16 protein-coding genes are annotated in these 12,224 nt (G+C 59.9%); all 16 read left to right on the top strand.

Annotation, left to right across the window (positions count from 1 at the left end; all coding sequences use genetic code 11):
- The first annotated feature begins 69 nt into the window (after window positions 1–69).
- The 16 genes from RPMA_RS18645 (at window position 70) to RPMA_RS18570 (ending at window position 12,200) form a co-directional block, all read left to right on the top strand.
- Complete coding sequence (locus RPMA_RS18645) at window positions 70–321, top strand: carph-isopro domain-containing protein (RefSeq protein WP_211909181.1); 252 nt, start codon at window positions 70–72, stop codon at window positions 319–321.
- Window positions 318–707, top strand: a complete 390-nt coding sequence (locus RPMA_RS18640; protein WP_211909180.1) for a hypothetical protein — start codon at window positions 318–320, stop codon at window positions 705–707. The genes RPMA_RS18645 and RPMA_RS18640 overlap by 4 nt, the downstream gene beginning before the upstream one ends.
- The gene (locus RPMA_RS18635) at window positions 704–1,414 is read left to right on the top strand and encodes a DNA-methyltransferase (RefSeq protein WP_211909179.1); all 711 of its coding nucleotides are present in this window, start codon (window positions 704–706) and stop codon (window positions 1,412–1,414) included. The genes RPMA_RS18640 and RPMA_RS18635 overlap by 4 nt, the downstream gene beginning before the upstream one ends.
- Before the next feature lie 327 nt (window positions 1,415–1,741).
- Window positions 1,742–2,059 carry a hypothetical protein gene (locus RPMA_RS18630; RefSeq protein ID WP_211909178.1) on the top strand — a complete coding sequence of 106 codons (318 nt, stop codon included), beginning with the start codon at window positions 1,742–1,744 and terminating at the stop codon, window positions 2,057–2,059.
- Window positions 2,056–3,246: an MT-A70 family methyltransferase gene (locus RPMA_RS18625; RefSeq protein ID WP_211909177.1), complete on the top strand. Its 1,191-nt coding sequence runs from the start codon at window positions 2,056–2,058 to the stop codon at window positions 3,244–3,246. The genes RPMA_RS18630 and RPMA_RS18625 overlap by 4 nt, the downstream gene beginning before the upstream one ends.
- Window positions 3,243–3,605, top strand: coding sequence for a DUF4406 domain-containing protein (locus tag RPMA_RS18620; protein ID WP_211909176.1), 363 nt, complete (start codon window positions 3,243–3,245; stop codon window positions 3,603–3,605). The genes RPMA_RS18625 and RPMA_RS18620 overlap by 4 nt, the downstream gene beginning before the upstream one ends.
- On the top strand, window positions 3,605–3,949 hold the full coding sequence (locus RPMA_RS18615) for a hypothetical protein (protein ID WP_211909175.1): 345 nt from the start codon (window positions 3,605–3,607) through the stop codon (window positions 3,947–3,949). Before RPMA_RS18620 ends, RPMA_RS18615 begins: the two co-directional genes overlap by 1 nt.
- 32 nt (window positions 3,950–3,981) lie before the next feature.
- Window positions 3,982–4,230 carry a hypothetical protein gene (locus tag RPMA_RS18610; RefSeq protein WP_211909174.1) on the top strand — a complete coding sequence of 83 codons (249 nt, stop codon included), beginning with the start codon at window positions 3,982–3,984 and terminating at the stop codon, window positions 4,228–4,230.
- Between the two features lie 686 nt (window positions 4,231–4,916).
- The gene (locus RPMA_RS18605; RefSeq protein ID WP_211909173.1) at window positions 4,917–5,600 is read left to right on the top strand and encodes a hypothetical protein; all 684 of its coding nucleotides are present in this window, start codon (window positions 4,917–4,919) and stop codon (window positions 5,598–5,600) included.
- Window positions 5,593–6,177, top strand: a complete 585-nt coding sequence (gene nusG / locus RPMA_RS18600; RefSeq protein ID WP_211909172.1) for a transcription termination/antitermination protein NusG — start codon at window positions 5,593–5,595, stop codon at window positions 6,175–6,177. The genes RPMA_RS18605 and nusG overlap by 8 nt, the downstream gene beginning before the upstream one ends.
- A gap of 56 nt (window positions 6,178–6,233) precedes the next feature.
- The gene (locus tag RPMA_RS28430; protein ID WP_328516526.1) at window positions 6,234–6,725 is read left to right on the top strand and encodes an HNH endonuclease; all 492 of its coding nucleotides are present in this window, start codon (window positions 6,234–6,236) and stop codon (window positions 6,723–6,725) included.
- Window positions 6,726–6,850: 125 nt separating this feature from the next.
- The gene (locus RPMA_RS18590; RefSeq protein ID WP_211909170.1) at window positions 6,851–7,345 is read left to right on the top strand and encodes a response regulator transcription factor; all 495 of its coding nucleotides are present in this window, start codon (window positions 6,851–6,853) and stop codon (window positions 7,343–7,345) included.
- Window positions 7,326–9,038 carry a terminase large subunit domain-containing protein gene (locus RPMA_RS18585; protein WP_211909169.1) on the top strand — a complete coding sequence of 571 codons (1,713 nt, stop codon included), beginning with the start codon at window positions 7,326–7,328 and terminating at the stop codon, window positions 9,036–9,038. The genes RPMA_RS18590 and RPMA_RS18585 overlap by 20 nt, the downstream gene beginning before the upstream one ends.
- A 1-nt stretch (window position 9,039) precedes the next feature.
- On the top strand, window positions 9,040–10,308 hold the full coding sequence (locus tag RPMA_RS18580) for a phage portal protein (RefSeq protein ID WP_211909168.1): 1,269 nt from the start codon (window positions 9,040–9,042) through the stop codon (window positions 10,306–10,308).
- Entirely contained in the window at window positions 10,305–10,961 is a 657-nt protein-coding gene (locus tag RPMA_RS18575) for an HK97 family phage prohead protease (protein ID WP_211909167.1), read from the top strand. Before RPMA_RS18580 ends, RPMA_RS18575 begins: the two co-directional genes overlap by 4 nt.
- Before the next feature lie 33 nt (window positions 10,962–10,994).
- Window positions 10,995–12,200: a phage major capsid protein gene (locus RPMA_RS18570; RefSeq protein ID WP_211909166.1), complete on the top strand. Its 1,206-nt coding sequence runs from the start codon at window positions 10,995–10,997 to the stop codon at window positions 12,198–12,200.
- Window positions 12,201–12,224: the final 24 nt, after the last annotated feature.

Below are 12,224 nucleotides of genomic sequence, written 5' to 3'. Positions count from 1 at the left end.
TTATTTCACACAACGTGTAAACACAAATAATGTTGGTTTAGCGAACACGAATCATGTACGTCATCGTGGATGAACACGATCGATGAAGTCTTCGCGGCGTTCTCGGGCACGAGCGCTTTCGCAGCGGCCTTGGGGCTCAATCTGTCGACCGCATCCGAGATGCGTCGACGATCATCCATCCCCGTTCGGTACTGGCCGAAGCTGGTCGACGCGGCGCGTGAGCGTGCGATCGACGGGATCACGTTTGACACCTTGGTCGCGATGCATGTGCCGGCTCCTGAGACCCAAAACCCGATGTTTTCAGAACAGGTGAATTCATGACGCGATTGGTAGCCAAGTCCCGCGTACAGGCCAAACCAGCGCCTTCGGACTCTCGGAATCAGAATTTCCGTGTGGGGAATCAAACTCCTCAGATTTCTGCAGTCATGCAAAAAGTGAAGGGCTCACTGCCGCGCCCTAACTCTGCGGAAACGTTGGAATTCTTGACGAACGGATCGCTATCGACCTGTCAAAAACTGCTCTCCGGCCACGCTGTTGAAAATGGCGACATGTTGCGGTCGATGTGTCGCACGCATCTCGCTGTCGATGTCGTGCTCGGATTGGTCGAGGATGCAACAGACCCAGTCGCGGTCCGGCTGCGCAAGCTGGTGAAGCGTCTCAAGCACGAGATCGAAATCGAGAAGCTTGATGCGGGGGTCGAAGAATGACCGGCTCCCGCGCTCCTGCGACATCAGCGTTCGGACGCGTTGAGCACCTTGCTGAGGGTGTGAGTTTGTATCTCGGTGACTGTCGGGAGATCCTGCCAACGCTTGGGCAATTCGATGCCGTCGTGACCGACCCGCCATATGGCATTGGGGCGTCTTCTGGAACTGGAAAGTACGGTCGGGAAAAGTGGCAGCACACCGATCTGAGATGGGACGATCACGCGATCGATGGCGAACTCGTCCGTTTGCTTTTGGCTGCAGGAGATGAAGCAATTATCTGGGGCGGCAACTATTTTTTGCTGCCGCCGTCTCGCGGTTTTTTGGTGTGGGATAAGGGCGCTGGATTCAAGGGCCGCGATTTTGCTGAATGCGAACAGGCGTGGTTCTCCAAGGATACCAATGCTCGGGTTCTGACAAGGGACCCGCTAGCTCGGGGTGACTACAAGGGCAAGCAGCACCCGACCGAGAAACCTGTTGCGGTCATGGAGTGGAGTCTGCAGCAGATTCCGATGGCCAAGAGGATCGTCGATCCTTTGATGGGAAGCGGATCAACCGGCGTTGCGGCGGTCAAGCTTTCCCGATCGTTCACCGGCATAGAAATCGAAGAACGATACTTCGATATTGCCTGCCGGCGGATTCAGGCGGCTCTCGATGCTCCCGACCTGTTCGTTCAAGGCCCACCGCCTGCGAAGCAGGAGGCGATGCTGTGAAGTCCGAAACGTCTTCTCCCTTGCGAGCAGCACGCGAACCGCTTCCGGCGCAACTGCCGCCGGTAAGCCAGCCGGGCGGGCGTGTGCCCTCCAAGTCGTGCCCGTCCGGCTCAGATAAATCCCCCGAACAAATTGAAATCTTTCTGCGGCTGGCGAGGGCTATGTGATGACCGAATGGATTGTAGGCTTGGCCATTGTGGCCTTGGGTTTGGCTGGGCTGATCGTCACCATCTGCTGGCCGTTTGAACGGCGGCGCGATCCCTTTGCGGCGCCGTTCGGCGACATGCCAAAGCTCCCGGCGGGGTCCCACGACCGCGGTGACTGCGCATGAGCGAGGGTGCGCTGCCGGCGATCTCGGATCAGCCGGGATCCGACGAGGTCGAAATCTGCCGTGAGCGAGTGACCATGCTCGATCGAGACATGTTGCTGACGGTCAATGCCGATCTCGCAGTCGTCCGCGTATTTGGTAGCGACAAAAAGGGCAATGCGGTGCGCGTGGGTATGACGCCGGAGGCCTCGATGCGCATCGGGGCCGCGTTTATTCGTGCGGGCCTACGTCTGAATCCATCTCTGCGCGCCCAGGTCCTCGATGACACGATCGGCAATGCAGTCGCTGCGCCTCCGACTGTGCGAGGTGAGGGATGAGCGCTCTTATCCGATATGAAACTGCCTGTCGGGCGCTGGCTGCGGCGGTCGCCGTCGATGAGGTGAAGGAAGTTCTGAACCAGGCTGAGGCGCTTCGTGCATATGCGCGACAGGCCAAAAACCGCGATATTGAAATCGACGCCGCGAAGATCCGTGTGCGAGCGACAAAGCGGCTCGGAGAGATGATCGCCGAGCAGAAGGCGACTGTTGGTCTAGCGAAGGGTGGTAAGCCGTATCAGGATGCTACCTGTTCCGAGTCCGAACAGGTAGAGCGCCCGCTGACACTTGAAGAGGCTGGCATCGATCGGAAATTGTCGTCGCATGCTCAAAAGGTCGCCGCGCTCGGCGATATTCGCTTTGAAGCTTTGCTGCGCATGATGGAAGGCCGTGCGCGCGAGGGCGGGCCGGTGATGGTCGATATCCTCAAAATCGATTCTGAGGATTCCCAGCGTCAAAGTCGGCGCCAGCTTGCACGAGAGCTGAGCGATAAGGCTGCCGAATTGCCGAAGGGGCGGCTTTACCCCTGCGCCTATATCGATCCGCCGTGGCACCGCAAGCAGGGCGTCACCAATCGATCCTATGAGAACCATTACCCGACTATGTCGTGGGATGACATCCTCGCCCTCATGAAGCAGGTCAGCGAGCTGCTGCTGCCCGACGCTTGGGTCTTCCTGTGGATTCCGCGAGCGCATCTGATGGCGCTGCACTCTGTGCTGATGGAATTCAGTACTGATGATGGAGTGGTGATCGAACGTGCGGTCAAGCTGCCTTTGGCTTGGGCAGTCGCGCGCGCCGCTGGTTGTGACGGCTATTCGACTTGCTTCGTCTGGACAAAGAACGACGAGGCGCATCCCGACGATATTGGCGGCGGCATCATCGTGCGCGATCAGGACGAGCTGCTCCTGCTGTTCAAGCGAGGCCGTGGTCTGCCGAAGCCTGCGCGGGATGAGATCTTCAACAGCAACCATCGTGAGAGGAAGCGCGAGCATTCGCGCAAGCCTGATCACTACCGCGAAATGATCCAGACCATGACCGGCGGCCTGCCGGTGCTGGAATTGTTTGCGCGCGTGGATGATGAGCACCCGCTTCCAGAAGGGTGGGACGCTTGGGGCAATCAGGCGCAGGCTGTCCCCGAAATCGACATTCCTGAATTCCTTCCAAAGAGCGCTGCGAGCGAGGACGCATGAAGATCTACATCGCTGGACCGATGCGTGGCATCGCCGAATTCAACTTCCCCGCATTCCATGCCGCCGCTGCTGATCTGCGCGGCAAGGGGCACGAAGTGTTCAACCCTGCAGAGCGCGACATCATCGCGACTGGGGTGGATATATCGAAGGGAAACGAGACTGGCGACAATTCCATCGCCGAGGTCAAGCATGGCTTCAACCTCCGCGAAGCCCTGAAAGATGATCTCGAATTCGTGTGCCTGCACGCTGACGCGGTGGTTGTGCTGCCTGGGTGGGAGAAAAGCTTGGGCGCTCAGGCCGAAGTCGCCACGGCCCGCGCGCTGAGCCTCCGCGTATTGCCTTATGTCGAGGTCGCGTGATGGCGAATGGCACCCTTTGGACCGATGACGAAGTCGAGCGATTGGTGGCCTTTGCGCGCAATGGCATGCCGTTCTCGGCTATAGGCGGCGAGCTGGGGCGTAGTGTTTCAGGCGTCCGATTGAAGTTCAAGGAATACGCCGCGTCCCTGACTACCGCGCAACGCAAGGCTCTTTGGTTGGAGCGAGACGCTAACCTCCAGCTGCCGATCTATGGCTTGGCAAGTGCGGCTCAGCTTGCAGACCGCGCCGCGCGGGAGGCCACTGCGCCGTCCTCTCTGACGGCCGCTTTGCTTGGTGATCCTCTGCCGGGCCGTAGTGCGCTCGATTTGAGAGGGCGCATCTGATGCTGAATGGGCCGACCATTGCGCTGCTTCAAATGATCGCGCGCGATGATGAGCGTAGCCTTGCGATCTCGCGAGTGGTCTGTCGTCTCGTGAAGGATGGGCATGAGCTGGGTGAGGTGAGGTCAGATGTCGTTGTGGTCGATGGCGTCGAGCGCAAAGTCACCATCATGCCAGAGCATTGGGTTGATCGTTTGGTGCTTGCTGCCGAGCGCGGCGCCTTCGAACGGATGCCAGAGGATCGCATCGTTGAGCGTCTTCTTTCGCCGCCGGTGCCGGCATGAGCGGGCCGCGTCATCGCTGGGGTGAGCCCACGCGCTTCCCACACAAGAGCGAGCGAACCTGCCTCAACGGTTGCGGCGTCACCAAGGTCGGGCGGCATGAGGTCGAAGGGCCGCGTGCTCGGCATTGGACCGAATTCTATCGAGACGGCGAGCAGATCGTCTGCGACGCCACGCCGGCCTGCGAGCCAGCTTAACCCGGACTGTTAGTTGCGTGTGCGTCCAGTTTCCTAGCATCACATCGAGACCACAATGAGCGGCCCTCGCTATTCAATCATTCCGGCCGGCGCTGTCACTGATGACACGCTAGAGCCTCGCGATCTGCAGGTGCTGTGCTTGCTCGGCCGTCACATCGACGATTTGGGTTGGTGCAGGCGCAGCCAGGTCAAGATGGCGCGCGAGATCAAGTGCGGCCGCGCAACGCTGCAGCGCTCACTCGAGCGACTTTACGAAGCTGGTTGGGTCCAGATGCGTAGACGTGAAGCTGATGCAGATGAAGGCACGCAGCCCAGTCAGTCATTTGCCTATCGCGTCATCTTGGACCGTGACGACAGCATGATTCAGGATTCGGCAGACGATAGCGAATCCTTATCGGAATCCGGGGAGGGGGTGCCCACCAGCGGGCACCCCTGCCCACAGATGGGCACCCGGGTGCCCACCCAGGGCGGGCACGGGGTGCCCATACATACGTGGGCACCAAGAACGTCCCCTTACAACGTCCCCATCTTGAACGAGAGAGAGACGCGCGCGCGCATGACGAAGTGGCAAAGTTCATTTCGGCTTTCGAGCAGCGTTGGCCGACCGCTGCGTCCGATGACCGGCAGCGAACCGGGTATGCAGCGGCAGCGCTTAGCGACGATGAGCGCGCTGCTGCGCTGGAGGGGATCGGGCCGTTCCTTGCGGACCTGAAGCGTCTGAAGCGTGATCGCGTGCCGGCTGGGTGGCGATACCTCGAGCAGAAGCGCTGGACGCTGCTGGCCGCGAAGGCTGAGGCTGAAAGGCCGGTGAACGCGAGTTTTGCCCCGGATACGGTCGAAGCGGCGGCGGTGACGGCGCTGCATGGGCTTGTCGGGACGCTCGATTTCCTGCGCACGGTCATGCGTTCGGTCGACGGGAATGTGCGGCATTTGAAGCCGGTCACGCCACGGCTGTTGGCATTGGCTCATGCACCGCCTCGCGAGCAATGGGTCGTTGCAAGCCGGCAGCAGGCTGCGGCTTGGGAGACGTTCATTGACGAAAACCTCGTGCTGGGGACGCGGCGCAGGATGGCTGAGGGATCTGCAGTGCCGTGGCCGTGGCCGCCAAGCAAGGATGGCAAGGTCTATACCGATAATCAGGAGGATGGGTGCAATGGGGCGCGGGCTGATGGCTGATGAACTGGAAGGCGCTATCGCGGTGCCCGCTTGGCTGTTCGAAATGGAGCGTAAGATGCTCTATGCGCTTCGCGTCCATCCGAGCTGCGAGCAGAAGGTGACGCGCGGGCTGCGACTTCGCGGCGTGGATTACTATCTGCCGACTATGCCGCAAACCCGAGCGGTGACGCAGCGGTCCCGCTGGAATAGCGCAGAGCGGCGCATTGAGCGCAGGTTTATCGTCCCGGTCTTTCCCGGACTCCTGTTCGTGCCGGAATGGGTCGCGCACCATGCAAGCCAGCTTCGGTCTGTAGATGGTGTTATCGGCTTGCTGCGGTTTGGCGATTGGATCGCGACGTTGAATGACGAGTGGTCTAACAGACTGATCGACGCCGTAAGGATGGCAAACACGCCTCGCAGCAAGCGCGCCCTTCTGTTTAAAGCCGGTGACGTGGTCAAGATTGTGGACGGTCCATTCCGAGGCTTCAGCGCCACCTTCGATGGGCTGGACTCAAAGGGCCGACTCAGTGTTGTCATGTCTATATTCGGACGCCTGCAGCCGCTGCCATTGACCGCGGAGCAGATCGAGCCGGTCTAGCATCCCACGGATGCCGGAACGGATCGTGAGGAGGCCAAGCCTTCGGCGTAACCCTGGTGCCTCAGAGGCAAGGGTCCGCGCGAAGCGTATCCCAACATCAGCCCGGCCTTAGCGCCGGGCTTTGTCGTTCTAGGGTGTGCGGTAGTGCTTGCGTGCTGCCGTTGCCCTCCTTGGGCGTTTCCTCCCTAGACTTGGGCCGCTTGCTACTTAGCCGGCAGGCGGCCCCCTTTAGGCGGATAGTGAGAACGAACACCAAGCACAGCCGGCCTGCCTCGCCACCATGGCGCTCTTGGTACAAGACCGCGAGATGGCAGAAGCTCAGGCTCTCCGTCTTCCTTCGCGACTTGTATCAATGCCAGCGGACTGGCTGCGGCAGGCTGCAAGGCAACACCTCGCTGCTCGTGTGCGATCACATCAAGCCTCACCGTGGTGATGAACGTCTGTTCTGGGATGAGGCCAACCTGCAGACACTCTGCAAGCCTTGCCATGACGGCGACAAGCAGCGCGAAGAGCAGTCGACCCTGCATCAACGTGGTGTGTGGGACTAGGCAATGCCTCGCGAAAAAATTCTGAAATAAAATTTCGTTCGATAGTTCCATAGGGGGGGTGTCGAAACTTCAAAAGGGCTCCGACGCCGGACCGGTGGGGCTCACATTTACGGATTTTTTTTGAGATGGACCGAGTTTTTGACCTGTTCGGTGACCCGGTGCCAAGCAACCATGGTGGGCGTGGTCGCCCACAGCATTTGCCGACGACGGAAAACCGCAACAAAGTCACGCTGTTGCTTGCTCTCGGATGGAGCAACGGGCGGATCGCTAATGCGCTGCACATCACTGAGCCGACTCTGCGCAAGCATTATTTTTCGGTTATCAAGTTTCGCGATCAGCAGCGCGATCGGATGGACGCTGCTGTGGCCAGCACCCTGTGGCGCCAGTTCGTCGAAGGCAGTACGGCGGCCGGCAAGGTCTTCATGGCCTTCGTTGAGAAGAACGACCGCATGGAGATCGAGCGCACCATGGCGAGCGCGCCAAGCAATGCCGATGGCGCGCTGCCCGAGCGCGTCGGGAAGAAACAGGTTGATGCCCAGCGCGCGATCGATGCCGACGCCGATCTGATGGCCGAGCTGGAGCAAGAAGCAGCCGCGCAGAATGCAACAGCTGTCCATTGAAGCGGCGCCGCGCTTCGCCTGTCCGGACTGGTGGGATCGCATTCAGGCCGGACAGACGCCGATGGCGGATATCCCGGTTAATGAACAGAGGGCCGCTAAAGCGCTGGCGTTCTTCAATCGCCTGCGGTTGCCAGATGTGCCCGGGAATCCGGCATTGTCGGAAGCATGCGGTGACTGGTTTCGCGACATCCTCGTCGCGTTCCTCGCGAGTGAAGATCCGATCACAAAGCAGCGACTCGTATGGGAGTTGCTGTGCATGGTGCCGAAGAAGAACTCAAAGACCACGTATGTCGCTGCGCTCGGCTTGACAGCCTTGTTCATGGAAGAAGCGCCAAACCGGCAGATGTTGTTGGTGGCGCCGAGCCAGAACATCTCGGAGCGGTGCTTCGATCAGGCGCAAGGGATGATCCGCATCGATGCGCGGCTCAATGCAATCTTTAAGGTGCAGGATCACCTGAAGTGTATCGAGCGCAGGAAGACCGGCACGCAACTGAACGTCAAGACCTTCGACACGTCGATCGTTACCGGGGAAATCCCGATCCTCACGATTATTGATGAGCTGCACGAACTGGGTAAGAAGGCGAAAGCCTCGGCCGTCATGCAACAGATCCGCGGTGGTGGCATCACGATGCAGGGCGGACAGGTCCTGATGATCACCACGCAGTCGGATGAACAGCCGGCCGGCATCTGGAAGACAGAACTTAAGAAGGCGCGTGACATCCGTGATGGCAACGGTGGTTCGGCGCCAATCCTGCTGCCCGTGCTCTACGAATTTCCGCTCGCGCAACAGCGCGATCAGGACTACTGGCGCGATAAACGCAATTGGGCACCGATCCTGCCTAACCTCGGACGGTCAATCGACCCGGAGCGCCTCTCTGCTGACTACGACAACAACGGCAAGGTGAATGCCGAGGCCGAGAAGATCTGGACCTCGCAGCATTTGAATATCGAGATCGGCGTCGGCATCGGTGACGATAGCTGGCGTGGGGCGGATTATTGGGAGCAAGGTGCCGTCAACGAACTCGCTGACCTGGATGAATTGTTGCGACGCTCCGAAGTCGTGACCTTCGGCGGGGATGGTGGCGGGCTCGACGATTTGCTGGGCGCAGCGGTTATTGGGCGCGAAAAGGGTACGCGGCATTGGCTGTGTTGGAACCATGCCTGGGTTCACAAGCCGGTACTAGCCTTGCGCAAGGAGATCGCGCCGGCTCTGCAAGACTTCGAGGCCGAGAATACTTTGACGATCTGCGATCGTCCTGAGGATTTGATCCTCGGATTTGGCGGTGTGTTTCGCAGGGTGATGGCCAGCGGACTGCTGCCTGCAAAAGATGCGGTTGGGCTCGATCCTAACAACGTCGCTGCGATCATCGAAGATCTGATGGCCGGTGGAATGACAGACGACATGCTTCGTCGGGTCAGGCAGGGACCAGCCCTTTCGCCGGCTTGGTGGGGCATCGAATTCAAGCTGGCGGATCGTACGTTTTTTCACGGCGGCACGACGCTCATGAATTGGGTTGTGAGTAACGCGAAAGTCGTGCGCCAGGGCAACGGCATCATGATCACCAAACAGCATGCTGGCAGTGCGAAAATCGACCCGCTTATAGCGACCGGTTGCGCCGCAATCTTGATGAGCTGGAATCCGGTGAGCCAAAACAACATCAGCAGCTTCTTAGCAAGCTTGGCGGAGGAATGACGTGAAGCTCTGGCAGAAGGCGGTGGCAAAGCTTCAGCGGCGCTCTCTCGACATCAAAGATCCCCGCGGCTGGAACGGGGGCGATTCGACCCCGGCCGGTGAGACGGTCACGCCGTCGAGCGTGCTCGGGCTGTCCGCGGCATGGGCGTGCGTGAACCTGATAGCGGGCACCATCGCGACGTTGCCGTTGATGGTCTATCGGACCAACAAGGACGGCTCGCGAGCTGTCGCAAAGGATCATCCGCTCTATCGCATCCTCCATGACAGCCCCAATAACGATCAAACGGCCGTCGACTATCTGGAGTTTATGCAGTCGAGCCTGGAGTTCTGGGGGAATTCTTATTCTCGGATCATCCGATCCGGTGAAAAGCCTGTGTCGCTTCTGCCTATCCGTCCTGACATCGTGTCGGTGACCCGGGACGATCGAGGACGTCTGCGGTACCGATGGTCAGAAGATGGCCAATATTTCGACCTTGGCGACGAGCAGGTGCTGCACGTTCGTGGTTTCGGCGGAGGTCCTCTTGGTGGTCTCTCAACTCTGACTTTCGCGCGCAGCTCATTCGCGCTGGCTCAGGCCACCGACCGAGCCGCGCGCGAGACCTTCTCGAATGGCATGCGCCCGTCTGGCCAATTCGTTTTCAAGGAATGGCTAACGAAGGATCAGCGTGATCTCGTTGAGCAGCGGCTTGCTGAGAGATACATGGGCGCTATGAACGCTGGTCGCCCGTATATTGCTGAAGGCGGTCTGGAATACAAAAGCATCTCCATCAACCCGGAAGATGCGCAGATGCTTGAGACTCGCGGTTTTTCGGTTGACGAGGTGTGTCGATTTTTCGGCGTCCCGCCGTTCATGATCGGGCACACTGAGAAATCCACGAGCTGGGGCTCCGGACTTGCTGAGCAAGTTCTGGGCTTCCAAAAGTTCAATCTTCGCCGTCGTTGCAAGCGCATCGAGCAGGCGATGGAAAAGCGGCTGCTGACGCCAGCGGACCGCGCTGCAGGCATCATTATCGAAATGAACATGGATGGGCTGCTGCGAGGCGATAGCGCCGCGCGAGCAGCCTACTATGGCGCTGGGCTAGACAAGGGCTGGCTCAACATCAATCAGGTCTGTGCGATGGAAAACCTGCCGCCCGTCGATGGTGGCGACGTGAACCGCGTTCAGATGCAGAACGTGCCGCTGACCGAGTCCGGCAAAGAAGATCCGGATCCTAAGCCATCACCTGCGCCAGCAAATCCGAAGCTGCGCGTCGTCGGGAGCGACAAATGAAGCACTTCGATTTCACATTCGAAACCAAGAGCATCTCGGAGGCTGGCGAGTTCGAGGGATATGCTTCGACGTTCGGGAACGTCGACCAGGGCGGCGACGTCGTCGAGCCGGGAGCTTTTATCGAGAGCGTGGTAAAAGCGAAAGCCGATGGCCGTGTCATTCCGATGCTGTGGCAGCACGACCAGCGCGAGCCGATCGGCGGTTGGAAGGATATCGCGGAAGATTCCAAAGGGCTCTACGTAAAGGGGCACCTTTTGATCGACGCCGACCCGCTGGCTCGTCGCGCCCATGCTCACCTTAAGAACAAGACGATCGGCGGCATGTCGATCGGCTACGGCATACCGGCCGGTGGCGCAGAGCCTGATGAGAAGCGCCGCGGTGTGATGCGCCTCAAGAAGGTTGATCTCCGCGAGATCTCGCTCGTCACAATGCCGATGAATCTATCTGCCCGCATCCTGGGCGTTAAAGCCATTCTGGACGGCGGGGCACTGCCAACCGTCCGTGAGTTTGAGGAGCACCTGCGGGACGCAGGCTTCTCGAAGTCCTTGGCCGCCGCAATCGCGGGCAAGGCAGCGCCGCATCTTCGGGGGGAGCCCGACGCAAAGGCGAATGACGCGGCCGCGTTCCTTCAGGGGCTCCTGAAGGCCGGTTGATTTTCCTCCTCCTCTGCCGAAAAGGGCACCATCATGACCGATAAGACCGCCGCTGAACTTGCGGGCGAAGTGAAGGCCGAATTCCAGAAGTCCTTCGATGCTGTCAAGGAGATCGCCGAGAAGGCGCTCGCCGAGGCCGCGAAGGGTGTCACCATGTCCAGCGAACAGAAGGACAAGGCCGACGAAGTCCTCACCAAGATGAATACTTTGAACGAGCAACTCTCCACGCTCGAGCAGAAGGTTCTGGAGGGCACCAAGGGGGACATCGAAGTGCCGAAGTCGATGGGCGAGATGTTCGTCGGCGACGACAAGGTGAAGCAGTTCCTGGCGCACCCGAACCCGCGCGGTCGCGTCGACTTCCAGACCAAGGCAACCCTCACTTCTTTGACCACCGATGCCGCCGGATCGGTCGGTGATGCCATCCAGAATACGCGTCTTCCCGGTATTCTGCCGCTGCCACAGCGCCGCATGACCGTCCGTGATTTGCTCTCGCAGGGGCAGATGGACGGCAATACGCTGGAGTATGTGAAGGAAACTGGCTTCGTGAACAACGCCGGCATGGTGGCTGAAGGCACCACCAAGCCGTCGTCCGACATCAAGCTCGATCTCGTCTCGACCTCGGCCAAGGTCATCGCTCACTGGATGAAGGCTTCGCGCCAGGTGATGAGCGATATCCCGCAGCTGCAGTCGATCATCAACAATCGTCTGCTCTACGGCCTGGCTTACAAGGAAGAGGGCCAGCTTCTGAATGGCGACGGAACGGGCCAGAACCTGCTCGGCATCATTCCGCAGGCGACCGCGTACTCGGCGCCGATCGCGATCGCGGACCTCAACATGTTCGACGTTCTGCGTCTGGCGATGCTGCAGGCGGCGCTCGCCGAGTATCCTGCGACCGGCCATGTTCTTCACCCGATCGATTGGGCTGGCATGGAGACGCTGAAGGACACCACCGGTCGCTACATCATCGGCAACCCGCAGGGCGCAACCACGCCCACCATGTGGGGGCTGCCCGTCGTCGCGACGCAGGCGATCACTGTTCGCAAGTTCCTCACCGGCGCCTTCAAGCTCGGCGCGCAGGTGTTCGACCGTTGGGCAGCCCGCGTCGAGATCGCGACCGAGAACGAAGATGACTTCATCAAGAACCTGATCACGGTTCTGGCTGAAGAGCGTCTCGCGCTCGCGGTCTATCGGCCGGAAGCGTTCATCTACGGCGATCTCGACGTCGCGCTCGCCGCGTAACGAGCATGCGTCAGGGGCGGCGAA

It is taken from the genome of Tardiphaga alba (assembly GCF_018279705.1).
GTDB classification, from domain to species: Bacteria; Pseudomonadota; Alphaproteobacteria; order Rhizobiales; family Xanthobacteraceae; genus Tardiphaga; species Tardiphaga alba.
Note: the sequence above shows the minus strand (reverse complement) of the source record. Positions and strands in the feature narration are given on the sequence as shown.